This is a genomic window from Actinoplanes sp. NPDC049681 (genome assembly GCF_044465265.1).
Taxonomy (GTDB): domain Bacteria; phylum Actinomycetota; class Actinomycetes; order Mycobacteriales; family Micromonosporaceae; genus Actinoplanes.
In genome coordinates, this window is the sequence record NZ_JBITLP010000010.1 from 282,355 (window position 1) to 306,912 (window position 24,558).

Genomic DNA, 24,558 nt, shown 5'->3' on the forward strand with positions numbered 1-24,558 from the left:
GGCTACCGCGCCACCTTTCCGTTCGCGACCGCCGTCGGCGCCGGGTCGGTCGTGCCGACGTCCTGCATCGTCGCCTTGACCGCCGGGTTGATCACATCGGTGACCGGCTTCGGGTAGAAGCCGAGGAGCAGCAGCAGGAGCACCAGCGGCGCGACGACGATCTTCTCGCGCAGGGTGATGTCCTTCTGCATCGCCGGGACCTCGGTCAGTGCCGGGTTCAGCGTGCCCTGGGTCGTGCGCTGGAACATCCAGAGCACGTACGCGGCGGCCAGGATGATGCCCACCGTCGCGATGACCGCGTAGACCTTGTGCGTGGTGAAGGTGCCGATGAGCACCAGGAACTCGCTGATGAACGGCGCCGTGCCGGGCAGTGCCAGCGAGGCGAGACCGGCGAAGAAGAGCACGCCGGCCAGGACCGGTACGAGCTTGCCGGCGCCGCCGAAGTCGCTGACCAGGGCCGAGCCGCGGCGCGCGACGAACATGCCCACGACCAGGAAGAGCAGGCCGGTGGCGAGGCCGTGGTTGACCATGTAGAGCACCGAGCCGGTGCCGGCCTGGGTGGTGAAGGCGAAGATGCCGATGCCGATGAACCCGAAGTGGGCGATCGACGTGTACGACACCAGCCGCTTGAGATCGTTCTGCCCCACCGCCAGCAGGGCGGCATAGATGATCCCGATGACGCCGAGGATCAGTGCCGCGGGCGCGAACCAGCGCGCGGCCTCCGGGAAGAGCGGGAGGCAGTAGCGCAGGATGCCGAAGGTGCCGACCTTGTCGAGCACACCGACGAGCAGCGCGGCCGCGGGCGCCGGGGCGGCACCACCGGCGTCCGGCAGCCAGGTGTGGAACGGGAAGAACGGCGCCTTGACCGCGAACGCGATGAAGAAGCCGAGGAACAGCCACCGGGCGGTGTTCGTGTCGAACGCCGCGGAGGCCTCCTTGAGGTTCATCCAGTCGAAGGTGTGCCCGCCGACCACCCAGAGGCCGATCACCGCGGCCAGCATGAAGAGGCCGCCGACCAGCGAGTAGAGGAAGAACTTCACCGCGGCGTACTGGCGGCGCTGGCCGCCGTACGAGCCGATGATGAAGTACATCGGCACCAGCATGACCTCGAAGAACACGTAGAAGAGGAAGACGTCGGCGGCCGCGAAGACGCCGATCATCGTGCACTCGAGGGTGAGCAGCAGCGCGAAGTAGGTGGGCACCGACCGCTGCGTCTCGTCGATGTCGTTCCAGGACGCCAGGATGACCAGCGGCACGAGCACCGCGATCAGCACGAGCATCACCAGGGCGATGCCGTCGGTGGCGAAGGTGAACCGGGCGTCCCAGGTGGGGATCCACTGGTAGGACTCGCGGAACTGGAAGCGTTCGCCGTCGACCTGGAACGCCACCCACATGCCGATGCTCAGCGCGAGCACCACCAGCGACCAGGCCAGGGCGACCGTCTTGGCGAGACCGCCCTTTCCGCGAGGGATGAAGGCCACCACTGCCGCGCCCACCAGCGGGAGCAGCGTCAGGATGGACAGGAACGGGAAGTCCTTCATTACGCCAACCACCCCAGCTGGATCGCGAGGAACGCGCCGACGACCAGCACGGCGCCGGTGAGCATGGACAACGCGTACGAACGGACGAAGCCGGTCTGGAGCCGGCGCAGACGCCCCGAGCTCCCGCCGACGGCGGCCGCGAGGCCGTTGACCACGCCGTCGATGCCCTTGTTGTCGAGGAAGACCAGGGCGCGGGTCAGGTAGATGCCGGGCCGCTCGAACACGGCCTCGTTGAACGCGTCCGTGTAGAGGTTGCGGCGGGCGGCGCGCACGACCGCGCCGGCCGGTTGCTCCTGCTCGGCGGTCCCGTTGCGGAACATCGACCAGGCCAGGCCCGCACCGATCAGCGTGACGACGATGCTGAGAGTGGTGAGCAGCCAGTGTGCGAGGACCGGTGTCGCCTCGGCCTCCTCCTGACCGAAGACCGGCTCGAGCCAGTCCGGCACGGAGGTAGCCATGAGCCAACCGGCCGCGATCGAGCCGAGTGCCAGCAGCATCAGCGGCACGGTCATGATGTACGGCGACTCGTGCGGCTCCTTGATGTCCTCGGTCCAGCGCTTCGGCCCGTGGAACGTCAGAATGAAGAGCCGGGTCATGTAGAACGCCGTGAGACCGGCGCCGATGAGCGCGGCCAGGCCGTACAGCCAGGCGGTCCAGCCCTCCCGCTCGAACGCCGCGACGATGATCGGCTCCTTGGAGAAGAAGCCGGACAGCGGCGGGATGCCGATGATCGCGAGCCAGCCCATCATGAAGGTGAGCCAGGTCCACTTCATGTACTTGCTCAGCCCGCCGAAGCGGCGGATGTCGACCTGGTCGTGCATGCCGTGCATGACCGAGCCGGCGCCGAGGAACATGTTGGCCTTGAAGAAGCCGTGCGCGAGCAGGTGGATCAGGGCCAGCGCGTACGCCGCCCCGCCAAGCCCGACGCCGAGGAACATGTAACCGATCTGGCTGACCGTCGACCAGGCGAGGACGCGCTTGATGTCGTCCTTGGCCGCGCCGATGATGCAGCCCATCAGCAGGGTGATCGCGCCGACGGTGACCACGATCGTCTGCAGCGTGTGGTTCGCCGTGAAGATCGCGTGGGAGCGGGCGATCAGGTAGACGCCGGCGGTGACCATCGTCGCCGCGTGGATCAGGGCGGAAACCGGGGTCGGACCCTCCATCGCGTCCGGGAGCCAGGCCTGCAACGGGAACTGGCCGGACTTACCGGCGGCGCCGAGCAGCAGCAGGATACCCATGATCAGCACGGTGCCGCCGGAGAGCGCGGAGACGTGGCTGAAGACGTAGCTGTACTGGGTGCTGCCGAGCGTGGCGAACATCAGGAAGATGCCGATCGCCAGGCCGGCGTCGCCGACCCGGTTCATCAGGAACGCCTTCTTGCCGGCGGTGGCCGCGGACGGCCGGGTGTACCAGAACGAGATCAGCAGGTACGACGCGAGACCCACGCCCTCCCAGCCGAAGTAGAGCATCACGTAGTTGTTGCCGAGCACCAGCAGCAACATCGCCGCGACGAAGAGGTTGAAGTACGCGAAGAACTTCCGCCGCCCGGCGTCGTGCTCCATGTAGCCGACCGCGTACAGGTGAATCAGCGAGCCGACGCCGGTGATCAGCAGGACGAAGATGCCCGACAGCGGGTCGAAGAGCAGCCCGAACTGGACTTTCAGATTGCCCACGGCCATGAACTGCCACAGGCTCTGCTCGGCGGAGCGACGGTCCTCCGGCAGCCCGCCGAGCTTGAAGAACATCAACAGGCCGAGGACGAACGTCGTGGCGACCGCCAGCACGCCGAGCCAGTGGCCCCACTTGTCGGCCTTCCTGCCGAGCAGCAGCAGGATCGCCGCGCTCACGAGCGGAATGGCGACGAGCAGCCAGACGCTGCTCAGGAGCCCCGTCGCGTGGGCGTACTTCACTGTCTGTTCCACGTGAAGGCCCCTTTAGTACTTGAGGAGGTTGGCGTCGTCGACGCTCGCCGAGCGCCGCGTCCGGAAGATCGACATGATGATGGCGAGCCCGACCACGACCTCGGCCGCGGCGACCACCATCACGAAGAACGAGATGATCTGGCCGTCCAGGCTGCCGTTGATCCGGCTGAAGGTCACCAGCGCGAGGTTCGCCGCGTTCAGCATCAGCTCGATGCACATGAACAGCACGATCGCGTTGCGGCGGACCAGCACCCCGGCGGCGCCGATGGTGAACAGGATCGCCGCGAGTACGAGGTAGTAGTCAGGAGTCACTTCTCAGTCCCCTTGGGTGCGGCCTCGCGCTCGGTCAGCTCCCGCACGGGCAGGATCGGCGAGAGGGTGCGCTCCGACGCGTTGCCGTCCGGCAGGCGGCCGGGCACGGCGACGGACATGGTGTTGGCGTAGACGCCCGGGCCCGCCTTCGCGCCGGGGTAGTTGCCCGGCCGGAAGCGTTCCTTCATCCGCGTCACCTGGTCGGCCTTGTCCTCCTTGGCCCGCTCCACGTGGGCGAGCACCATCGCGCCGACCGCCGCCGTGATGAGCAGCGCCGACGTGACCTCGAAGGCGAAGACGTACTTGGTGAACAGCAGCCGGGCGATGCCCTGGACGTTGCCCGCGGCGTTCGCCTCGGTGAGGCCGGCGACCGCGGTGTCACCCAGCGAGCGGGCCAGGCCGGTGGCGACCAGCACGCCGAAGCCCGCGCCGAGCAGGATCGCCGCCACGCGCTGACCCCGCAGGGTCTCGATGAGCGAGTCGGAGGCGTCCCGGCCGACGAGCATGAGCACGAACAGGAACAGCATCATGATCGCGCCGGTGTAGACGATGATCTGTACGGCGCCCAGGAACGGCGCCGCGTTGACCACGTAGAGGAAACCCAGGCAGAGCATCGTCACGACGAGCCACAGCGCGGAGTGCACCGCGTTGCGGGCCAGCACCATTCCGAGCGCCCCGATCACGGCGAGCGACCCGAGGATCCAGAATCCCCAGGCCTCAGCGGTGGAGACGTGCGCTGCGGCCTCGGCCGCGTACGTCATCATCACTTCACCTCTGCGGGCTGGTCGGCGGCGTCCTGCGTGCCCGAGTTCGACCACGGCGCCCGCTCCGCACCGGCCGACGTGCCCGGGTTGGTGAGCGCACCGACGTAGTAGTCCTTGTCGGTGTCGCCGAGGCGCATCGGGTGCGGCGGCTGCTCCATGCCGGGCAGCAGCGGCGCCAGGAGCTCCTTCTTGGTGAAGATCAGGTCCTGGCGGCTGTCGCGGGCCAGCTCGTACTCGTTGCTCATGGTGAGCGAGCGGGTCGGGCAGGCCTCGATGCAGAGCCCGCAGAAGATGCAGCGGGTGTAGTTGATCTGGTAGATGCTGGCGTACCGCTCACCGGGCGAGAAGCGCATCTCCTCGGTGTTGTCGCCACCCTCCACGTAGATCGCGTCCGCCGGGCAGGCCCAGGCGCACAGCTCGCAGCCGATGCACTTCTCGAGACCGTCCGGGTGCCGGTTGAGGATGTGCCGCCCGTGGTAGCGCGGCGCCGGCGTCGGCGGGGTGAAGGGATAGTCGGTCGTGATGACCTTGCGGAACATGTGCGCGAAGGTCACCCCGAAGCCCTTGAACGAGCCCGTGAACGTTCCCACGTCACACCTCCTTGTCTGACGCGTCGTCGTCCGGGCCGGCGTTGGTGCCGCCGACCGTGGCGGGCTGGCGCTCCGCGACCGCACGCCGGGCGCGCGGGCTGGGCGGGACCTGCAGGTCCATCGGCGGGACCGGGAAGCTGCCCGGCGGCCGCGCCGCCAGTTGCTCCTCGATCGAGTACTCGCGGGGCTTCTTGCTCGCCGGCCACAGCAGCGCGATGCCGAGCACCACCACCGCCGCGACGATGTAGACGAGGTACCGGGCGTTGCCCTCGACCCGGTTGTTGGTGACCCGGACGCCGGCCAGGAAGAGGATCCAGACCAGGTTGACCGGGATCAGCACCTTCCAGCCGAAGCGCATGAACTGGTCGTAGCGCATCCGGGGCAGCGTGGCCCGCAGCCAGATGAAGCCGAAGAGCAGGATGAGCACCTTGACCAGCCACCAGACCAGCGGCCACCACCCGGAGTTGGCGCCCGCCCAGAAGCTGGTGATCGGCGCCGGGGCGCGCCAGCCGCCGAGGAACAGCGTGGTGGCGAACGCCGAGACGGTGATCATGTTGATGTACTCGGCCAGGAAGAACAGCGCGAACTTGAAGGACGAGTACTCGGTGTGGAAGCCGCCGACCAGCTCCGATTCCGCCTCGGGGAGGTCGAACGGTGCCCGGTTGGTCTCGCCCACCGCGGCGATGCAGTAGATGATGAAGCTCGGCAGCAGCAGGACCGCGTACCAGCTCGGCGCGGTCGGATTCCAACCGAGGATGTCCACGCCCGACACGCCGTTGCCGGCCTGTGCCTTGACGATCTGCGAGGTCGACATCGTGCCGGCGGTCATGAAGACCGCCACGATCGACAGGCCCATCGCGACCTCGTACGAGATCATCTGGGCGCTCGACCGCAGGCCGCCGAGCAGCGGGTACGTCGACCCCGACGCCCACCCGGCGAGCACCACGCCGTACACGCTCATCGAGGAGCAGGCGAGCAGCACCAGCACCGAGGCCGGAACGTCGGTGAGCTGCAGGGCGGTCTTGTGCCCGAAGATCGACACGACCGGCCCGAACGGGATCACCGAGAACGCGGTGAAGGCGCAGGTCGCCGAGATCACCGGGGCGATGAAGTACACCGCCTTGTCGGCGGTCTTCGGGATGATCTCCTCCTTGAACGGCAGCTTGATGCCGTCCGTGAGGCTCTGCAGCCAACCCTTGGGCCCGACCTGGTTGGGGCCCGGGCGGACCGCCATCCGGGCCACGACCTTGCGCTCGTAGTTGATCGTGAAGAGCGTGAGCAGCAGCAGGACGACGAAGACGCCGAGCAGCTTGATCAGCGAGATCCACCAGACGTCCTGCTCGAACGTCTGGAGCGTCGGGTCCTGCGCGGCACCGAGAATCATGGAGTTCATGAGTTGACCCCTTGGGCGAGGACCGGGCCCGGCTTGCCGGCACTGAGCCGGACCACCGCTCCCGAGGTGACGCCGAGGCTGCGACGCACCGTCGAGCCGGGCGAGTTCGTGGGCAGCCACACCACCTGCGGCGGCAGGTCGGTGATCGCCGCCGGCAGCGTGATCGTGCCCCGGTCGGTGCCGACCGTGACGGCGTCGCCGTCGGCCACGCCGAGCGCCTCGGCCAGGTCCTTGCCGAGGCGGATCAGCGGGGTACGGGCCGTGCCGGCCAGCACCTCGTCGCCGTCGAGCAGCACGCCGAGGTCGATCAGGTGGTGCCAGGTCGCCAGGACGGCCTCGTGCGCGCCGGGCTTCGGCAGGCTGCCCGCGGTGACCGTCGGCAGCGCCGGGCGGGCCGAGCGGCTGGCGGGCATCGTGCCGAGCTCGCGGCGGATCGCAGCCACGTCGCCGGTGCCCAGCGTGACGTTCATCGAGGCAGCGATCGCCTCCAGCACCCGGCCGTCGGTCATCGCACCGGTCGGCAGCACGGCGTCGAAGGTCCGCAGGCGGCCCTCCCAGTCCATGAACGTGCCGGCCTTCTCGGGCGCGGGGGCGATCGGCAGCACCACGTCGGCACGCCGGGTCACGGCGCTCTGCCGCAGCTCGATGCTGACCAGGAACGGCACTGCGTCCAGGGCCAGCTCGGCCGCGGCCGGGTCGGCCAGGTCGGCCGGATCCACCCCGGCCACCAGCAGGCCGCCGAGCGAACCGTCCGCGGCGGCCGCGAGGATCGCGTCCGTGTCGCGGCCGGGAGCGGCGGGAAGCGCGTCGGCGTCGATGTCCCAGGCGGCGGCCAGCTCAGCCCGTGCCGCGGCATCGGTGACCGGGCGGCCACCGGGCAGCAGGTTCGGCAGGCAGCCGGCGTCCACCGCACCGCGGTCGCCCGCACGCCGGGGCACCCAGGCGAGCCGGGCGCCGGTCCGCGCGGCCAGCGCCGCCGCGGCGGAAAGACCACCGGGCACGCTCGCGAGCCGCTCGCCGACGAACAGCAGCGAACCGGGGGCGCTCAACGCGGCGGCTACCGCGGCGTCGGTCCCCAGCAGCCGGGCCTCGTCGCCGGGAGCGGCCGGAACGAGCGCCGCGCCCAGCTTCTCGAAGCCGCGGGTCAGGAACGGCGCCACCGCCGTGACCTTCAGCTTCTTCTTGCCGTGGGCCTTGCGCAGGCGCAGGAAGAGGATCGGGCACTCCTCCTCGGGCTCCAGCCCGACGATCAGCGCGGAGGGCGCGTTCTCCACGTCCTCGTACGTCACGTCGGTGACCCCGGCGACCGAGGCGGCAAGGAAGTCCGCCTCCTCCGCCGACAGCGGGCGGGCCCGGAAGTCGATGTCGTTGGTGCCGAGCGCGACCCGGGCGAACTTCGCGTACGCGTACGCATCCTCGACCGTGACCCGGCCGCCGGTGAGCACGCCGACGCCCTTGCCCCTGGCGGCGGCCAGCCCCTCGGCCGCGACGACCAGCGCCTCGGACCAGGAGGCCTCACGCAGCTCACCGGTGGCCGCGTCGCGGATCATTGGGGTGGTGATGCGGTCGTAGCCGGTGGTGTAGCGGAAGCCCCACCGGCCCTTGTCGCAGTTCCACTCCTCGTTGACCGCCGGGTCATCGCCGGCCAGGCGGCGCAGCACCTTGCCGCGACGGTGGTCGGCGCGCATGGCGCAACCGGCCGCGCAGTGCTCGCACGTCGTCGGCGTGGAGACCAGGTCGAACGGGCGGGCCCGGAACCTGTACTGCTCACCGGTCAGCGCACCCACCGGGCAGATCTGGATGGTGTTGCCGGAGAAGTACGAGTTGAAGGCGACGTCGCCCTCGCCCTCGCCCACCTGGCCGTCACCCGTGCCCGTGCCACCGAAGAAGTCGTCGCGGTACACGTTGATCTGCTCGCCGGACGAGCGGTCCATCAGGTCGATGAACTTGTCGCCGGCGATCTCCTCGGAGAACCGGGTGCAGCGCTGGCACAGGATGCAGCGCTCCCGGTCCAGCAGCACCTGGCTGGAGATGTGGATCGGCTTCTCGTACTCGCGCTTGTGCTCGTGGAACCGCGAGTCCGCCCGACCGTTGGACATGGCCTGGTTCTGCAGCGGGCACTCGCCGCCCTTGTCGCAGGTCGGGCAGTCGAGCGGGTGGTTGGCGAGCAGCAGCTCCATCACGCCACCCTGCGCCTTGGCGGCGACCGGCGAGGTGAGCTGCGTCTTGACGACCATGCCCTCGGCCACCGTCTGGGTGCAGGAGGCGACCGGCTTGCGCTGCCCCTCCACCTCGACCAGACACTGCCGGCAGGCGCCGGCCGGGGCCAGCAGCGGGTGGTCGCAGAACCGCGGGATCGCGGTGCCCATCCGCTCGGCGACCCGGATGACCAGCTCGCCCTTCTCCGCCTGCACCTCGACGCCGTCGATGGTGAGGGTGACGGTCTCCGCCTTCTTGGCGACGTCGGTCATCAGTGCGCTCCTACCAGGGCCTTTTCGGACAGCCGCGGAGCGGTCCGGCCCTCGATGTAGTCCAGGTAGTCCTGCCGGAACCACTTCAGCGTGGAGACGACCGGGGTGGCCGCACCGTCGCCGAGGCCGCAGAAGGACCGCCCGAAGATGTTGTCCGCCGTGTCCTGCAGGGTGTCCAGGTCCTGGTAGGTGCCCTGGCCGGAGAGGATCCGGCGGTACGTCCGCACCATCCAGTAGTTGCCCTCGCGGCACGGGGTGCACTTGCCGCAGGACTCGTGGTGGTAGAACTCCAGCCAGCGCCAGGTCGCGTACACCGGGCAGTCCTGGTCGGAGAAGATCTGCATCGCCGTGGTGCCCAGGATCGAGCCGGCCGCCGACACGCCCTCGAAGTCCATCGGGGTGTCGATGTGCTCGGCCGTCAGCAGCGGCGTCGACGAGCCGCCCGGGGTCCAGAACTTCAGGTTGTGGCCGGGCTTCATGCCGCCCGCCAGCTCGATGAGCTCGCGGAGGGTGATGCCGAGGCCGCACTCGTACTGGCCGGGGTTGGCGATCCGGCCGGACAGCGAGTAGATCATCGGACCGGACGACTTCTCCGTGCCCATGCTCTTCCACCAGTCCGCGCCGCCCAGCACGATGTACGGCACCGAGGCGATCGTGCCGACGTTGTTGACGACGGTGGGGCTGGCGTAGAGGCCGGCGACCGCGGGGAACGGCGGGCGCAGCCGGGGCTGGCCGCGGAAGCCCTCGAGCGAGTCGAGCAGCGCCGTCTCCTCGCCGCAGATGTACGCACCCGCGCCGCTGTGCACGACCAGGTCGAGGTCGAACCCGGAGCCGAGGATGTTCTCGCCCAGGTAGCCCTTCGCGTACGCCTCCTTGACCGCGTGACGCAGGCGCCGCGCGGCGTGCACGGCCTCGCCGCGGATGTAGATGTACGCCCGGCTCGCGCGGATCGCGTACGAGGCGATGATCGCGCCCTCGATCAGCGAGTGCGGGTCGTACGTCATCAGCGGCAGGTCCTTGCAGGTGCCCGGCTCGCCCTCGTCGGCGTTGATGACGAGGTAGTGCGGCTTGCCGTCGCCCTGCGGGATGAACCCCCACTTGAGACCGGTCGGGAAGCCGGCGCCGCCGCGGCCGCGCAGGCCCGAGTCCTTGACGAGCTGGATCAGATCGTCGGGGTGCACGTCCAGCGCCTTGCGGACCGCGGCGTAGCCGTCGAGCCGCTCGTACACGTCGATCTTCCAAGCGTCCGGCGACAGCCAGCGCTTGGTCAGGACGGGGGTGAGCTTCTGGAGCACCTCGCGCCGTGGCTGAGTCACTTCTTCTCCTCGGTGCCGCGCTGGGCGTTGTTCCACCCGGGGTTGTCCTGCGGCTTGGCCCCGCGCTTACGGGCGGCGGTGCCCTCGCTGACGATGTCCTCGCCGCGCTGGCTGTCTCCGGCCGGCTTGCCGTCGCCCGCCGGGACGTTGCCCGCCGTGCCCGCCGCCTCGGCGGCCGTGGTGGGAACCTGAGCGGTCTCGGTCTTCGCCGGGTCCGGGGTGGGCGTGGACGCGTCGGGGTTGCGGGCCTCCGCCGCGCGTACCTCCGGGTCCTTGGCGTCGCCGGCCTTGACCGGCGCGCCCGCCTTGCGGTGCTCGACGACGTGCTCGGCCTTGTCCACGACGGCGGCCGCCGCGCTCTTGACCGCGCCCGCAGCCTTCTTCGCCACACTGGCGATCTTGCCCTCGGGCTTGGCCGCGGGCTCCTTCGTGCCGGCCGGGGCCGGGTCCTTGACCGCCTTGGCGGAGTCGTCCCGGGCGGGCTTGGTGGTCGTGATCGGAGTGTCGATGGTGAAGTTCGCTACCGCGACGCCGTGTTCCTGCGCCAGGGAGACGCCACGCAGCGTGGGGGCGCCCGCGACACCGTCGGCTACCGCGCCCTCGCGCTCGTCGGCGAAGCCGGCGAGTTGGAGCTGCATCTCCTTCAGCGTGCAGAGCCGCGCCCCACGGCTCGGCGTGGGCCGCTCGCCGTTGCGCAGCTTGTCGACCAGGCCGACTGCCGCCTCGGGGGTGGCCTCGTCGATCGTGAAGTCGTAGTTGACCGTCACGACCGGCGCGTAATCGCAGGCCGCCAGGCACTCCGCGTGCTCCAGCGTGATCTTGCCGTCCGCGGTCGTCTCGTCGTGCCCGACGCCGAGGTGCTCGGTGAGGCCGTCGTAGATCTCCTGGCCGCCGAGCACATTGCACAGGGTGTTGGTGCAGACGCTGACCAGGTACTCACCGGTCGGGCGGCGCTTGTACATGGTGTAGAACGTCGCCACCGCGCCGACCTGGGCCTTGTTGATGCCCAGGACCTCGGCGCAGAACGCAACGCCGTCGGGGCTCACGTGACCCTCCACCGTCTGCACGAGGTGCAGCAGCGGCAGCAGCGCGGAGCGCTCACGACCCACCGGGTAGCGCGCAATGATCTCGCGCGCCGGCTCCAGAAGCTTCTCGGCCAGCGGAGCGGCGGCCGGGGAGAAGTCCACCGTTACATCGGACATTTAGCGGTCACACCCACCCATCACGGGGTCCAGGGAGGCGCCGCCGGCGATCACGTCGGCCAGCAGCGCGCCCTCGGCCATCGCGGGGATGGCCTGGAGGTTCACGAAGCTCGGGTCGCGGTAGTGCACCCGGTAGGGATGCGTACCACCGTCGGAGACCGCGTGCACGCCGAGCTCGCCGCGCGGGTGCTCGATGCCGACGTAGACCTGGCCCGGCGGCACCCGGAAGCCCTCGGTCACGAGCTTGAAGTGGTGGATCAGCGACTCCATCGACTGACCCATGATCTTGGCGACGTGCTCGAGCGAGTTGCCCAGGCCGTCGACGCCCAGCGCGAGCTGCGAGGGCCAGGCGATCTTCTTGTCCTCGACGTAGATGGGGCCGGGCCGGAGCCGGTCGAGGGCCTGCTCGATGATCTTGAGCGACTCCCGGATCTCGGCGACCCGCACCAGGTATCGGCCCCACACGTCGCCCGTCGTCGCGGTCGGGACGTCGAACTCGTAGTTCTCGTACCCGCAGTACGGCATGGTCTTGCGCAGATCCCAGGCAAGGCCGGAGGCGCGCAGAACCGGGCCGGTGATGCCCAGCGACAGGCAGCCGGTGACGTCGAGAACGGCCACGCCCTGCGTCCGCTCGTGCCAGATCACCTGGCCGGAGAGGAGGCTCTCGTACTCCTTGAGCTTCTTGGGCAGGTAGACCAGGAAGTCGCGGATCTTCTTGACCGCGGATTCCGGCAGGTCCTGCGAGAGGCCGCCGGGGCGGATGTAGCCGTTGTTCATCCGCAGGCCGGAGGTCTCCTCGAAGATGTCGAGGATGTACTCACGCTCGCGGAAGCCGTACAGCATCATCGAGATCGCGCCGAGCTCCATGCCCGTGGTCGCCAGCCACACCAGGTGCGAGGCGATCCGCTGGAGCTCCATGAACATGACCCGGATCGTGTTCGTCCGCTCGGTGATCTGGTCGGTGATGCCGAGCAGCTTCTCCACGGCGAGGCAGTAACCCGCCTCGTTGAACATGTTGGACAGGTAGTCCATGCGGGTCACGAACGTGACGCCCTGGGTCCAGTTGCGGTACTCGAGGTTCTTCTCGATGCCGGTGTGCAGGTAGCCGATGACCGGCCGGCACTCGGTGACCGTCTCGCCCTCGAGCTCCAGGACGAGGCGCAGCACGCCGTGCGTCGACGGGTGCTGGGGGCCCATGTTGACGACGATCTTCTCGTTGCTGAGCGGATCGATGCCCTCGGTGACGGTGTTCCAGTCGCCGCCCGTGACCGTGAAGACGCGGCCCTCGGTGGTCTCTCGCTCGGTGGCGTATCCGGACTGTGTCATTGGTAGACCCTCCGCTGGTCAGGAGGCGGAATCTCGGCGCCCTTGTACTCGACGGGCACGCCGCCGAGCGGATAGTCCTTGCGCTGGGGGTGACCCTCCCAGTCGTCCGGCATGAGGATGCGGGTGAGGTTCGGGTGGCCGTCGAAGACGACCCCGAACATGTCGTAGATCTCCCGCTCCTGCCAGTCCGCCGTCGGGTAGACCGAGGTCACGCTCGGCAGGCTCTGCCCGACCGCGACCGCGGCCTCCAGCCGCACCCGGCGCCGGAACGTCATGGAGGTCAGCTGGTACGCCACGTGCAGCCGGCGCTCATCGCTGCCCAGGTAGTCCACGCCGTCGACCGAGGAGCACAGCTCGAAGCGCAGCGACTCGTCGTCGCGCATGATCTGGCAGACCTCGGCGATCCGCTCGGGGCGGATGTGCAGCGTGAGCTCGCCGCGGTCGACGACCACCTTCTCGATCGCGTCGGCGAAGCCGGGGTAGGCCTCCTCCAGCGCGTCGTACACCTCGTCGAAGTAGCCGCCGAACGGCCGCGGGCTGTCCACCGTGGTGGGGCGCCGACGTGCCAGGCCGCCGAAGCCGGAGACGTCGCCCGTGCCCCTGACGCCGAACATGCCCTTGTCGGGGCTGGGCGGGATCTGGGCGGGGGCGTCGATGTTCGCGCCGACCGGCTGGGTCGCCGGTACGCCGCCGTCGGAGTTCGTCACTTGCCACCCTCCCGCAGGTGCGGCTGCAGCTTCATCCAGTTCTCGATGCGGAGCTGCTCCTCGCGGCCTTCCTTGACCGCCTGCGTCCACTCGGCACGCCGGGCCTTGTCCACCCGGTACGACGACGGCATCGCGCCCGGGGCCACGATCGGCACGTCACCGCGCTCCTTGCGGGCCTCCAGCATCTTGCGGCCGTTCGGGCCGAGCGGCTGGGCCATGACCTTCTCGCGCATCTTGAGGATGGCGTCGATCAGCATCTCCGGCCGCGGCGGGCAGCCGGGCAGGTAGATGTCGACCGGGACGATGTGGTCGACGCCCTGCACGATGGCGTAGTTGTTGAACATGCCGCCGGACGAGGCGCAGACGCCCATCGAGATGACCGAGCGGGGCTCCGGCATCTGGTCGTAGATCTGGCGCACGACCGGGGCCATCTTCTGGCTCACCCGGCCCGCGACGATCATCAGGTCGGCCTGGCGGGGCGAGGCCCGGAAGACCTCCATGCCCCAGCGGCCCAGGTCGTAGTGCGGGCCGCCGGCCGCCATCATCTCGATGGCGCAGCACGCGAGGCCGAACGTGGCGCCCCAGAACGACGACTTGCGGGCCCAGTTCGAAAGCTTCTCGACCGAGGTCAGCAGGATGCCGCTCGGGAGTTTCTCTTCGATTCCCATAGCACTCAGTCCCAGTTCAGGCCGCCACGCCGCCACACGTACGTGTAGGCGATGAAGACGGTGACGATGAAGAGGACCATCTCCACGAACCCGAACAGGCCGAGCGCCTCGAAGGACACGGCCCACGGGTACAGGAAAATGGTCTCGATGTCGAAGACGATGAAGAGCATCGCGGTCAGGTAGAACTTGACCGGGAAGCGCCCACCGCCGATCGGCTGGGGCGCCGGCTCGATGCCGCACTCGTACGCGTCCAGCTTGGCCCGGTTGTAGCGCTTGGGGCCGACGATGGGCGCGACCGACACCGAGAACAGGGCGAAGAGCGCACCGAGAATCAGTAGCCCGACGATCGGTACGTAAGGATTGAGCGTCATGCCTTCTCCTGCTCGACTGTTAGCCGCTTCACACTATTAATGCGCATTCGCCGGGCCTCGACCGGGGTGTCCCGAATACTCATACCGCAGGTGCAACCTTCGTCAGACCGTTGATGATTCGGTCCATCGCGTCTCCGTCCCGCGGATCCGTCAGGTTGGCGAGGAGCTTGAGCACGAAGCGCATGAGCGTCGGGTGCGGCATGCCGTGCTTGGTGGCGATCCGCATGATCTGCGGATTGCCGATGAGCTTCACGAAGATCCCCCCGAGCCGGTAGTACCCGCCGAAACGGACCTTCAACTCCGCCGGGTACGCCCGCAGCGCCCGCTCACGGTCCGGACCGGCGGCCCGGGCGAGCGCCTGGACGGCGACCTCCGCGGCCAGTTCGCCGGACTCCATCGCGTACGCGATGCCCTCGCCGTTCATGGGGTTGACCATGCCGCCGGAGTCGCCGACGAGCAGCATCCCGCGCGTGTAGTGCGGCACGCGGTTGAACCCCATCGGCAGGGCGGCACCGAGGATCGGCCCGTCGGCGTTCTCCTCGCCGCGCATGCCCCAGTCCTCCGGAGTGGAGCCCAGCCAGTCGGTGAGCAGCGCGCGGTAGTTCGTCTTGCCGAACGCGTCGGACGAGTTCAGGATGCCGAGGCCCACATTGACCCGGCCGTCGCCGAGACCGAAGATCCAGCCGTACCCGGGGAGCAGCCGGTCCGGGTTCTGCGCGCTGCGCAGCTCCAGCCAGGACTCCAGGTAGTCGTCGTCGGCGCGGGCGGGCGAGTGGTAGTAGCGCCGGACGGCGACGCCGATCGGCCGGTCGTCGCGCTTCGCGAGGCCCATCGCGAGCGGCAGCTTGCCGGACACGCCGTCCGCCGCGATCACCAGCGGGGCTCGATACTGGACGGGTTCCTTCGCGGGACCGACCTTGGCCTCCACACCGATGGCCCGGCCGTCCGCGTCCAGCACCGGCCCGGTGACCGCGACACCGGTACGCAGCAGCGCGCCGGCCTCAACGGCCCGCTGGGCCAGCATGTCGTCGAAGTCGAGGCGGGTGCGCACGAGCCCGTAGTTGGGGAAGCTGGCGAGATCGGGCCAGTCGAGCTCGAGGCGGACGCCACCGCCGATGACGCGCAACCCACGATTGTGGAGCCAACCGGCCTTCTCGGAGGTGTCCACACCCATCCGGACGAGCTGACGCACGGCCCGCGGAGTGAGGCCGTCGCCACAAACCTTCTCCCGCGGGAACTCGGTCTTCTCGAGCAGCAATACCCTCAACCCGTGCCTGGCCATGTGGTAGGCCGCGGCGGATCCGCCCGGCCCGGCACCGACCACGATCACGTCCGCCTCGTCGGCGACGCTCCCGTTCACGGCTCACCTCCGTCTCGCGCGGGCTCGTGAAACAGTTCACAAGCCAGCCCAGTCCGGAGTCTATGACCGGCATCGAAGCGGGTTAGGGTTAGGGAACCCTAACTATTTTCCGCCGGTGAAATTACCGCCGAACTTTCACTGCCTGCCCCGGTCAGCGCCCGATCCGCTACGTCGCGGGCGGGTCCGTCCAGGTATTCCCGAAACGTACCGCCCAGAGCTCGATCCAGTTGGACGATCAGCTCATCAACCAGCCGTTGCGCGTGTCCCGGGTCGTGGGCGGCGACCATCCGGATCCGGTCCGCCAGCTCCAGGGCCCGTCGCTCGCCCTCGTCCCGGTCGTCGATCGCGACGTCGATGTCCGAGTCGTCGACAAAGAGGTCGATTGTCGTCATACCCCGAGCTAACACCTCGACCACGGCCAAAACGGGCGAACAGCGTTTTTTAGCTCTTTGTAGCGCGGTGGAGAGCCACGATCCCGCCGGTCAGGTTGCGCCATCCCACCCGGCTCCACGGGCCGGCCTCCGCGATGCGGGCCGCCAGCGCCGCCTGGTCCGGCCAGGCCCGGATCGACTCGGCCAGATACACGTACGCGTCCGGGTTGCTGGAAACGCCCCGGGCGACCGCCGGCAGGCTCCGCATCAGGTACGACATGTAGACCCTGCGGAACGCGGGATTGGTCGGGCTGCTGAACTCGCACACCACCAGGCGCCCGCCCCGCCGGGTCACCCGGGCCAGCTCCCGCAGCGCGGCGCCGGTGTCGACGACGTTGCGCAGGGCGAACGAGATCGTGACGGCGTCGAACGCCTCGTCCGCGAACGGCAGCTTGAGCGCGTCACCGGCGACCAGCGGCACGTCCCGGCGGACCTTGCGGCCGGCCCGAAGCATGCCGGTAGAGAGGTCAGCGCCGACCGCGAAGGCGCCCGAAAGCCCCAGTTCCTCGGTCGACACGCCGGTGCCGGCGCCCACGTCGAGGACCCGCTCCCCCGGGCGCAGGCCCAGGGCGGCGCGGGTCGCCCGGCGCCAGCCGCGGTCCTGGCCGAAGGAGAGGACGGTGTTGGTGAGGTCGTACCGCTCGGCCACGCCGTCGAACATCTCGGCGACCTCGTGCGGCTGCTTGTCCAGGTCTGCGCGCGTCACGCGTGAATACTGCCAGCTCCCACGTGCAGAACGGGCGGGATGGTGACCCATCCCGCCCGTTCCTTGTGCGTTATATATACGACCGCCATCGGTCGGGTCCGAACCCACCGCCGGCGGTCAAAGCCTCGGCGACGCTTCAGTTAGTGCGGTGCCACACCGTTGTTACTCGGTGTTACGCAGGCACCGTAACCAGCGCGAACGCGGCTTGCCAGAGACACGCTGAGCTCGTTACCGAGGAGCAATCCGCCCCTCCCCGGTCCGCCGAGCCGCGCCTGGCCGATCGGCCGACCGGCGAGGTCGTACGGCCCATCGACACCCCTCAGCGCGCGTCGACCAGCGGCAGGTTCTTGCGGCCCCCCTCGGGCATCGCGATCGACGAGTAGTGCGAGACCACCCGCTCGTCCGTGGGGTCGTCGGCCTCGGTGTGGTGCACGGCGAGGTGCCGGTAGAGGGTGTCGCGCTGGGCCGGGATACGGCCGGCCGTACGGATCATCCAGATCAGCTCGTGCAGGTTCGAGCGGTGCCGGGCGCCCGCCGAGGAGATGACGTTCTCCTCCAGCATGATCGAGCCGAGGTCGTCGACGCCCAGGTGCAGCGAGAGCTGGCCGACGTCCTTGCCCGTGGTCAGCCAGGAGGCCTGCAGGTGGGCGATGTTGTCGAAGAACAGCCGGGACACCGCGATGAACCGCAGGTATTCCATGGTGGTGGCCTGGGTGCGGCCCTTGAGGTGGTTGTTCTCCGGCTGGTACGTCCACGGGATGAAGGCCCGGAAGCCGCCCAGACCGCCGTCGGCCTCGACCGGCGAGTCCACGTACCCGTTGGCGACGGCCAGGTCCTGCACCTCGCGGATCATGCGGATGTGCTCGATGCGCTCGGCGTTCGTCTCGCCCGTACCCATCATCATCGTGGCCGTGGAGCTCAGGCCGTTGCGATGGGCGACGGCCATGACCTCCAGCCAGCGCGCCCCCGACTCCTTGAGCGGGGCGATCGCCGTGCGGGGCCGGTCGGGCAGCATCTCCGCGCCCGCGCCCGCGATGGAGTCCAGCCCGGCCGCCTTGATCCGCACGACCGCCTCCTCGATGGAGACGCCGGAGACCTTCGCCATGTGCAGGATCTCGCTGGGGCCGATCGAGTGGATGGCCAGCTGCGGGTAGGCCGCCTTGACCGACGAGAAGAGGTTCTCGTAATACTCGACGCCGTAGTCGGGGTGGTGGCCGCCCTGGAGCATCACCTGCGTCGCGCCGAGGTCGACGGCCTCGCCGCACCGGTGGAGGATCTCCTCCATCGGGTGCGACCAGCCTTCCTTGTGCTTCGGCGCCCGGTAGAAGGCACAGAACTTGCACGCGGTGACGCAGACGTTCGTGTAGTTGATGTTGCGATCGATCAGATACGTGACGATGCCGTCCGGATACCGCCGCCGCCGGACGGCGTCGGCCGCCTCCCCCAGGGCATGGAAGGGCGCGTCGGTGTAGAGCAGCAGGGCCTCCTCGGGCGTGATCCGCCCGCCGTCGGCACCCCGCCGCAGAATGCTGTCGATCTCCGCGTTCACCGTCACGCCTCGAAGACTACGTCCCCCCGCCACCCCCGGTCAGCGGCGAGGGTCACTGACGGCCCTTGCTGTCGATCAGCGCGCGCAGGCCGTCGAGCACACGCTCCAGGCCGAACGCGTACGCATGCTCGGCGTTGAAGGCACCACCCAGCTCGGCGCCCGCCGCCTCCCCGACCCGGACGGCCAGGGGATAACGGTGGCGGTCGAAAACCTTCTCCAGCAGCGGCCCACTCTCCTGCCACCATTCGGCGTCGGTCTGCCCGGAGCGCTCCGCAACGGCCCTGGCCTCCGCCGCCGCGCGCGCCGAGTGCCGCACGAAACCGAGGACGAAGGTCAGGGCGGAGTCGGTCTCCACGTCGTCCAGCCCGGAGCCCTCGAAGGCCCGCAGCTCGTGCTCGTACTTCGCCATCAGCCCGGGGCCGAGGGGAGGCCGGCCGGCCGAGATCTCCGCGGCCCAGGGGTGATCGTCGTACAGCGCGCGGTTGTCCCGGGCGACCGCTCGCACCCGCTCCCGCCAGCCGGGGCCGTCGTCCGCCGACCGTGACATCCGCAGGTACAGCGCATCGACCATGAGATCCAGAAGAGCTGCTTTGTCCGGTACGTAGGTGTACAGCGTCATGGGAACCACGCCGAGCTCCTGGGCCACCCGCCGCATGCTGACCGCGTCGAGCCCCTCCGCGTCGGCAACGGCGATCGCCGCATCGACGACCTGCGTCAGCGACAGGCCCTTCTTCCGGCCGCGCCGGTTCTGCGGCTCGTCGAGCCACAGCAAGTCGATCGTGCGTCGGGCCACAGGGATGGCGCTCCTTTCTTGTACGGCGTATCTTATACGCCGTACACAAATTCGGGGAGGGCCGTGTTGATCACTTCGTCCGCCGCCTCGCACTTCGGCTTCACCGAGCGCATGTCCGCCGACGGATTCGCCTCCCTCGGCCCGGACGACGGCGCGGTGGGTATCGTCTTCCCCCGCCGCGGCTGGAAGTCCTTCCCGGGGAGCTGCGTCCCGAGGGCGTCCCGATCACCGTGCGGCCGCGCGAGGAGCCCCGGGGAGAGCGGCTGCCCATGGTCCGGACCCGACGGCATCGTGGACGAGCTGGTCGAGTGGGTGACGCCGCGAGCCTCGCGCCGCCTCGGTCGTTAATCTCGATGGGTCGATCGGAATCGGAGTCGCAGTGCTCGTCGTACATGGCGTCTGGATCGCCGGTGAGTCGGCGCCGGGACGGCTCGCCCTCTGGGCGGAGGACCCCGCGCTCCCCCTGGCCGCCTCCCGGGCACGCCGGCGGCCGCATCCCTTCGCCGCCACCGCCGCCGGGCTGTCCGCCGCCCTGACCGGCTCCTCCGACGACATCCGGGAAGCCCTCGCCAAGGCCGACGAGACGGCCGTGACCCTGCGGCTGCCCGGCACCACGAAGGGTCCGGTGCCGTCACCGGAGACCGGCAGCGAAGTGCCGGCCCGGGGCTTGCGGCTGGCGGAGTGGGAGACGCCGGCCCTGGTGCTCCCGGGCAACCAGGCGCTCACCGCCCTGGGCGCGCTGGCGGACCCTGATCCGGAGGGTCCCTGGGTGGCGGCCGCCTCGTTGCGCTACCTGTCGCTTCTGGCCGGTCACGCCTGCGATATGGCGCGTCGTGGCCGGATGCTGCCCCAGCTCGTGCGGGAGGCGGGCCTGCCCGCAGCGCGCTGGCGACCGGTGCTGACCGGCGCCGACGCCGCGGCCTTCCGCGACTTCGCCGAGGCGATGCCGCCCGTCTGCCGGGCCTCGGCGCTTACGGAGGCCGGTGCGGCTCGCACGCTGCGCGACGCACTCAACGCGCTGCTGGACGCCGGGGCGCGTGCAGTGCTGCCCGAGCGACTGCTGCTCGGGACCCGCCCCGGTCTGAAGGCCGACCTGGCCGACCGGTGGCTCGCCGCCCTGACCGCGGCGGATCCGGCCCTGCCGGAGGCGAACCCCGCCGACGTCGTCCGGCTGACCGAGCCGCTCGAGGCCTGGCTGCACGCCGCACACGAGGCGAACGGCCCGGTCCGGGTCAGCTTCCGGCTCGTCGAGCCGGAGCCGGGCGAGGATGAGTGGGCACTCGGATTCGCCTTGCAGTCCGCCGACGACCCGAGCCTCTACCTGCCCGCGGAGGACCTCTGGGCCGGCGGCCGGCTCCCCGGACTCACCGCCCGCGCGGACGAGACCCTGCTCGCCGGCCTCGGGCGGGCGGTCCGGCTCTTCCCGGCGCTGCACGAGGCCCTGCTCCAGGCCGAGCCGGACGGCATGACGCTGACCACCGCCGAGGCACACGACTTCCTCCGGCAGGCGGCGCCCCTGCTGCAGGCCGCGGGCTTCGGGGTCCAGCTGCCGTCCTGGGCCGGGCGCAAGGCGGTCGGACTCAAGCTGACCACCCGGACCAAGTCCACCTCGCCGTCGGGCCGGGCCGCTGCCGACTCGGGGTTCGGCCTCGAGCAACTGGTCGACTTCCGCATCGACCTGATCATCGGGGACGGCGCCGTGAGCGCGGAGGAGCTGGCGGAGCTGGCCCGGCTCAAGGTGCCCCTCGTGCGGGTGCGCGGGCAGTGGGTCGAGCTCGACGAGCGGCAGCTGAAGGCGGCACTCAAGGCGGTGAGCCGGCGCCGCGAGGGCGAGATGACCGCCGGCGAGGTGCTGCAGCAGGTGGTGGACGGCGGCGACGAGGACCTGCCGCTGGTCGAGGTGGACGCCGACGGACACCTGGGCGACCTCGTCTCGGGCAACGCGGCCGAGCGGCTGACGCCGGTGAGCACGCCGGCCGGCTTCCAGGGGGTGCTCAGGCCGTACCAGGAAAGGGGTTTGTCCTGGCTCTCCTTCCTGGCGCGGCTGGGGCTGGGCGGCGTCCTTGCCGACGACATGGGCCTCGGCAAGACGGCACAGACGCTGTCACTGCTGCTGACGGAACGAGCCGAGGGAGACAAGCCGGCGCCGACGCTGCTCGTCTGTCCTATGTCGCTGGTCAGCAATTGGCAGAAGGAGGCAGCCCGGTTCGCGCCGAGCCTGCGCGTGCACGTCCACCACGGCGGCACGCGCAAGCGTGACGACGAGTTCCTGACCGAGGTGGCGGAATCCGACGTCGTCATCACCACCTACGGGACAGCGCTCCGTGACCTCGGCACGCTCCGGTCCGTCCAATGGGGACGAGTCGTGTGCGACGAGGCTCAGGCGATCAAGAACAGTGGCACCCGGCAGGCGCAGGCGGTGCGCGCGATCCCGGCCCGCACCCGCCTCGCACTAACGGGCACGCCCGTCGAGAACCACCTCGCAGAATTGTGGTCCATCATGGAGTTCGCCAACCCTGGCCTGCTCGGGCCGGCGAAACGGTTCCGCAAGCGCTTCCAAGAGCCCATCGAAGTGCGCGGCGACGCGGACGCGACCGCCGCCCTCAAGCGCGCGACCGGCCCGTTCGTCTTGCGCCGCCTCAAGACCGACAAGTCGATCATCTCGGACCTCCCGGAGAAGAACGAGATGAAGGTCTGGTGCCCCCTCACCGCGGAACAGGCGACCCTCTACCAGGCGGTGGTCGAGGACATGATGGCGGTCATCGAGGGCAGCGAGGGCATCCAGCGCCGCGGCAACGTGATCGCCGCCATGACGAAGCTGAAGCAGGTCTGCAACCACCCCGCCCACCTGCTCAAGGACGGTTCCCGCCTCCCCGGCCGCTCCGGCAAGCTCGCCCGCCTGGAAGAGCTGACCGAAGAGATCGTCGAGGACGGCGACAAGGCCCTGATCTTCACGCAGTACGCGGAGTTCGGCGCGATGCTCCAGCCGTACCTGGCCGCCCACCTCGACCGCCCGGTTCTCTGGCTCCATGGTGGACTTTCGAAGGCGAAGCGTGACGAGTTGGTCGAACGCTTCCAGAAGGACACCGAGCCGATGGTGTTCCTGCTGTCCCTCAAGGCGGCCGGCACCGGACTCAACCTGACGGCGGCCAACCACGTCATCCACGTGGACCGCTGGTGGAACCCAGCCGTCGAGGATCAGGCCACCGACCGCGCGTTCCGCATTGGACAGAGCCGCAACGTGCAGGTCCGCAAATTCATCTGCACCGGCACCCTCGAAGAGAAGATCGACGCCATGATTGAACGCAAGAAGGCGCTGGCCTCCACAGTGGTCGGGACGGGCGAGGACTGGGTGACAGACCTGACGACGGAACAGCTTCGCGAATTGCTCGCCCTCGACCCGGTAGCGGTGAGCTGACATGCACGCGCGTCCAGGTGGGCCGCGCCCTGGCATGAGTCGGCTGCTTCTTCCCTTGTGGACTCCTGGGGTCGAGGACGTTTCGCCGGCGGCCGCCCTTCCGATGGCGTGGACGGGGTGACGCGATATGCCGGTTGATCCCGAAGGCCGCTGGTTCGAGACGAGCGGACCCATCCGCGTCGACGGCGGCATCGCGGTGCGTGCCAAGCGCGGGAAGATCGGCGAGCAGTGGTGGTCGCGCCGCTTCGTCGACATCCTCGAACGCACCTGCGCTTCCGGCCGCCTTGCCCGCGGCCGCTCGTACGCGCGCCAGGGCCAGGTTCTCGACTTCACCCTCGCACCGGGCCAGGTGACCGGACGAGTGCAAGGGTCGCGCCCGGACCCGTATCAGGTGAGCATCGCGATTCCGGCATACGAGGAAACACAGTGGACCGTGGCGCTGTCGGCACTCGGCTCACAGGCGTTGTATCGGGCGGCATTACTGGCGGGCGACATGCCGCACGAGATCGTCGAGCTGTTCGACGAGCTCGACCTGCCGCTTTTCCCGTCCACACTCGACATGCGGTGTTCGTGCCCGGATTGGGGTGTGCCCTGCAAGCATGTGTCGGCGGTTCTCTACGTCCTTGCCGAGGCCTTCGACGACGACCCGTTCCTGGTGCTCGCCTGGCGAGGCCGTAACCGTGACGAGGTCCTGACCGCCCTGCGCGGCCTTCCCGAACCGACCGAGACGATCGACCCCCTGGCCATCGAGGAGGAGCCGCTGGACAGGCGCCTCACCGACTTCTACACGCCGTCGATCTCACTGAGCCGGCTCCGCGAACGCCCGGCTCGGATCACCGCTCCTCCGGAACTCCTGCTCCGGGTGCTCGACCCGCCTCCCGTCCGGGTGCGGCACATTCCGCTCGCGGACATCCTTCGCCCTGCATACCGCGATCTGGCTGACCCGCCCGCTTGATCCGGCGAGAGCGGATGTGCGCATGACTGGCGGCCGCCCGGCTGACCGGCGTGGTGTTCTCCCCGCGGTCGCGGGCTCAGCAAGCCTTGCCGATCGGGTCGGCGTGGGTGGTGGGGCTGCGAGTCGTCGAAGCTCGGACGACCCTCGCCGACCCGCCACTGCACCACGTCCGGACGACCCCTCGCGGTTGCGCCGTCGCCGCCACACCAGGCCTCAACGGCCCTCACCGTCCCGCCGCCGCACCAGGGCTCGATTTGCCGCCGCGCCCCCGCACCAGCAAGCCTCAACAGCCCTGACCGTCCCGCCGCCGCACCAGGGCTCGATTTGCCGCCGCGCCCCCGCACCAGCAAGCCTCAACAGCCCTCACCGTCCCGCCGCCACCGTCATACCAGGCACCGTCCCGCCGCCACCGTCATACCAGGGACCGTCCTGCCGCACCCGGCCTCAGCCGGCCTCAACGGCCCTCACCGTCTCGCCGCCGCCAACGACCCTCGACGCCCGACCAGCGCCGCCACCAGACCTCAACGACTTTCGCCGTCCAGCCGTCGCCGCCACCAGGCAGGACGACCTGCAACCTGCCGGGCTGTCATCCCGGCCCCCCGGGTGCGGATCGCCGCCGGGCCCTGGCACCCGCGCCGTCATCTCTCGGTCAGGAGAACGCAGCCCAGGCCACCGCGGCCACACCGAGCAAGAACGACCGTCGCGGACCCGGCCGGCGCCCGGCTGCAGCGGCCCCACCAGGCCGTGACAACCCTCCTGG

The 24,558-nt window shown here is 69.7% G+C and carries 21 protein-coding genes; 3 read left to right on the forward strand and 18 right to left on the reverse strand.

Going from position 1 to position 24,558, the window contains the following annotated elements; genetic code table 11:
• Window positions 1-2: 2 nt before the first annotated feature.
• The 18 genes from ACIBO8_RS33550 to ACIBO8_RS33635 all read right to left on the reverse strand — a co-directional run bounded on the left by ACIBO8_RS33550 (window position 3) and on the right by ACIBO8_RS33635 (window position 19,431).
• The gene (locus ACIBO8_RS33550) at window positions 3-1,541 is read right to left on the reverse strand and encodes an NADH-quinone oxidoreductase subunit M (protein ID WP_396119445.1); all 1,539 of its coding nucleotides are present in this window, start codon (window positions 1,539-1,541) and stop codon (window positions 3-5) included.
• Entirely contained in the window at window positions 1,541-3,466 is a 1,926-nt protein-coding gene (gene nuoL, locus ACIBO8_RS33555) for an NADH-quinone oxidoreductase subunit L (RefSeq protein ID WP_396119446.1), read from the reverse strand. Before nuoL ends, ACIBO8_RS33550 begins: the two co-directional genes overlap by 1 nt.
• 12 nt (window positions 3,467-3,478) lie before the next feature.
• The gene (gene nuoK, locus ACIBO8_RS33560) at window positions 3,479-3,778 is read right to left on the reverse strand and encodes an NADH-quinone oxidoreductase subunit NuoK (RefSeq protein ID WP_015618499.1); all 300 of its coding nucleotides are present in this window, start codon (window positions 3,776-3,778) and stop codon (window positions 3,479-3,481) included.
• Window positions 3,775-4,542 carry an NADH-quinone oxidoreductase subunit J gene (locus tag ACIBO8_RS33565; protein WP_396119447.1) on the reverse strand — a complete coding sequence of 256 codons (768 nt, stop codon included), beginning with the start codon at window positions 4,540-4,542 and terminating at the stop codon, window positions 3,775-3,777. The genes nuoK and ACIBO8_RS33565 overlap by 4 nt, the downstream gene beginning before the upstream one ends.
• Window positions 4,542-5,132: an NADH-quinone oxidoreductase subunit NuoI gene (nuoI, locus tag ACIBO8_RS33570; protein ID WP_396119448.1), complete on the reverse strand. Its 591-nt coding sequence runs from the start codon at window positions 5,130-5,132 to the stop codon at window positions 4,542-4,544. The genes ACIBO8_RS33565 and nuoI overlap by 1 nt, the downstream gene beginning before the upstream one ends.
• 1 nt (window position 5,133) lies before the next feature.
• Window positions 5,134-6,525 carry an NADH-quinone oxidoreductase subunit NuoH gene (gene nuoH, locus ACIBO8_RS33575; protein ID WP_396119449.1) on the reverse strand — a complete coding sequence of 464 codons (1,392 nt, stop codon included), beginning with the start codon at window positions 6,523-6,525 and terminating at the stop codon, window positions 5,134-5,136.
• Window positions 6,522-8,996 carry an NADH-quinone oxidoreductase subunit G gene (locus ACIBO8_RS33580; RefSeq protein ID WP_396119450.1) on the reverse strand — a complete coding sequence of 825 codons (2,475 nt, stop codon included), beginning with the start codon at window positions 8,994-8,996 and terminating at the stop codon, window positions 6,522-6,524. The genes nuoH and ACIBO8_RS33580 overlap by 4 nt, the downstream gene beginning before the upstream one ends.
• Window positions 8,996-10,312, reverse strand: coding sequence for an NADH-quinone oxidoreductase subunit NuoF (gene nuoF / locus ACIBO8_RS33585; RefSeq protein WP_396119451.1), 1,317 nt, complete (start codon window positions 10,310-10,312; stop codon window positions 8,996-8,998). Before nuoF ends, ACIBO8_RS33580 begins: the two co-directional genes overlap by 1 nt.
• On the reverse strand, window positions 10,309-11,514 hold the full coding sequence (gene nuoE, locus ACIBO8_RS33590) for an NADH-quinone oxidoreductase subunit NuoE (RefSeq protein WP_396119452.1): 1,206 nt from the start codon (window positions 11,512-11,514) through the stop codon (window positions 10,309-10,311). The genes nuoF and nuoE overlap by 4 nt, the downstream gene beginning before the upstream one ends.
• Complete coding sequence (locus ACIBO8_RS33595) at window positions 11,515-12,840, reverse strand: NADH-quinone oxidoreductase subunit D (protein WP_396119453.1); 1,326 nt, start codon at window positions 12,838-12,840, stop codon at window positions 11,515-11,517.
• Window positions 12,837-13,586, reverse strand: a complete 750-nt coding sequence (locus ACIBO8_RS33600; RefSeq protein ID WP_396119591.1) for an NADH-quinone oxidoreductase subunit C — start codon at window positions 13,584-13,586, stop codon at window positions 12,837-12,839. The genes ACIBO8_RS33595 and ACIBO8_RS33600 overlap by 4 nt, the downstream gene beginning before the upstream one ends.
• Window positions 13,544-14,215 (reverse strand): NADH-quinone oxidoreductase subunit B family protein, encoded by a 672-nt coding sequence (locus ACIBO8_RS33605; protein WP_071806979.1) that lies wholly within the window; start codon window positions 14,213-14,215, stop codon window positions 13,544-13,546. The genes ACIBO8_RS33600 and ACIBO8_RS33605 overlap by 43 nt, the downstream gene beginning before the upstream one ends.
• A 5-nt stretch (window positions 14,216-14,220) precedes the next feature.
• Entirely contained in the window at window positions 14,221-14,586 is a 366-nt protein-coding gene (locus tag ACIBO8_RS33610) for an NADH-quinone oxidoreductase subunit A (RefSeq protein WP_396119454.1), read from the reverse strand.
• Between the two features lie 79 nt (window positions 14,587-14,665).
• Complete coding sequence (locus ACIBO8_RS33615; RefSeq protein WP_396119456.1) at window positions 14,666-15,946, reverse strand: geranylgeranyl reductase family protein; 1,281 nt, start codon at window positions 15,944-15,946, stop codon at window positions 14,666-14,668.
• Window positions 15,947-16,044: 98 nt separating this feature from the next.
• Complete coding sequence (locus tag ACIBO8_RS33620) at window positions 16,045-16,338, reverse strand: hypothetical protein (RefSeq protein ID WP_396119457.1); 294 nt, start codon at window positions 16,336-16,338, stop codon at window positions 16,045-16,047.
• Between the two features lie 49 nt (window positions 16,339-16,387).
• The gene (locus tag ACIBO8_RS33625; RefSeq protein WP_396119458.1) at window positions 16,388-17,134 is read right to left on the reverse strand and encodes a demethylmenaquinone methyltransferase; all 747 of its coding nucleotides are present in this window, start codon (window positions 17,132-17,134) and stop codon (window positions 16,388-16,390) included.
• Window positions 17,135-17,402: 268 nt separating this feature from the next.
• Complete coding sequence (gene mqnC / locus ACIBO8_RS33630) at window positions 17,403-18,638, reverse strand: cyclic dehypoxanthinyl futalosine synthase (protein WP_396119459.1); 1,236 nt, start codon at window positions 18,636-18,638, stop codon at window positions 17,403-17,405.
• 46 nt (window positions 18,639-18,684) lie between these two features.
• The gene (locus ACIBO8_RS33635; RefSeq protein ID WP_396119592.1) at window positions 18,685-19,431 is read right to left on the reverse strand and encodes a TetR/AcrR family transcriptional regulator; all 747 of its coding nucleotides are present in this window, start codon (window positions 19,429-19,431) and stop codon (window positions 18,685-18,687) included.
• A 57-nt stretch (window positions 19,432-19,488) separates the two neighbouring features.
• Between ACIBO8_RS33635 and ACIBO8_RS33640 the strand changes: the two genes are divergently transcribed.
• The 3 genes from ACIBO8_RS33640 (at window position 19,489) to ACIBO8_RS33650 (ending at window position 23,798) form a co-directional block, all read left to right on the forward strand.
• On the forward strand, window positions 19,489-19,773 hold the full coding sequence (locus ACIBO8_RS33640; RefSeq protein WP_396119596.1) for a hypothetical protein: 285 nt from the start codon (window positions 19,489-19,491) through the stop codon (window positions 19,771-19,773).
• Between the two features lie 31 nt (window positions 19,774-19,804).
• Window positions 19,805-22,843, forward strand: a complete 3,039-nt coding sequence (locus ACIBO8_RS33645; protein WP_396119460.1) for a DEAD/DEAH box helicase — start codon at window positions 19,805-19,807, stop codon at window positions 22,841-22,843.
• Window positions 22,844-22,970: 127 nt separating this feature from the next.
• The gene (locus tag ACIBO8_RS33650) at window positions 22,971-23,798 is read left to right on the forward strand and encodes an SWIM zinc finger family protein (RefSeq protein ID WP_396119461.1); all 828 of its coding nucleotides are present in this window, start codon (window positions 22,971-22,973) and stop codon (window positions 23,796-23,798) included.
• Window positions 23,799-24,558: the final 760 nt, after the last annotated feature.

Bases quoted from the DNA above. Each gene is read 5' to 3' on its own strand.
- ACIBO8_RS33550 (WP_396119445.1), bottom strand. From the start codon at position 1,541: ATGAAGGACTTCCCGTTCCTGTCCATCCTGACGCTGCTCCCGCTGGTG.
- ACIBO8_RS33565 (WP_396119447.1), bottom strand. From the start codon at position 4,542: ATGATGACGTACGCGGCCGAGGCCGCAGCGCACGTCTCCACCGCTGAG.
- nuoH (WP_396119449.1), bottom strand. From the start codon at position 6,525: ATGAACTCCATGATTCTCGGTGCCGCGCAGGACCCGACGCTCCAGACG.
- ACIBO8_RS33580 (WP_396119450.1), bottom strand. From the start codon at position 8,996: ATGACCGACGTCGCCAAGAAGGCGGAGACCGTCACCCTCACCATCGAC.
- nuoE (WP_396119452.1), bottom strand. From the start codon at position 11,514: ATGTCCGATGTAACGGTGGACTTCTCCCCGGCCGCCGCTCCGCTGGCC.
- ACIBO8_RS33595 (WP_396119453.1), bottom strand. From the start codon at position 12,840: ATGACACAGTCCGGATACGCCACCGAGCGAGAGACCACCGAGGGCCGC.
- ACIBO8_RS33605 (WP_071806979.1), bottom strand. From the start codon at position 14,215: ATGGGAATCGAAGAGAAACTCCCGAGCGGCATCCTGCTGACCTCGGTC.
- ACIBO8_RS33610 (WP_396119454.1), bottom strand. From the start codon at position 14,586: ATGACGCTCAATCCTTACGTACCGATCGTCGGGCTACTGATTCTCGGT.
- ACIBO8_RS33620 (WP_396119457.1), bottom strand. From the start codon at position 16,338: ATGACGACAATCGACCTCTTTGTCGACGACTCGGACATCGACGTCGCG.
- ACIBO8_RS33625 (WP_396119458.1), bottom strand. From the start codon at position 17,134: ATGGGTCACCATCCCGCCCGTTCTGCACGTGGGAGCTGGCAGTATTCA.
- ACIBO8_RS33650 (WP_396119461.1), top strand. From the start codon at position 22,971: ATGCCGGTTGATCCCGAAGGCCGCTGGTTCGAGACGAGCGGACCCATC.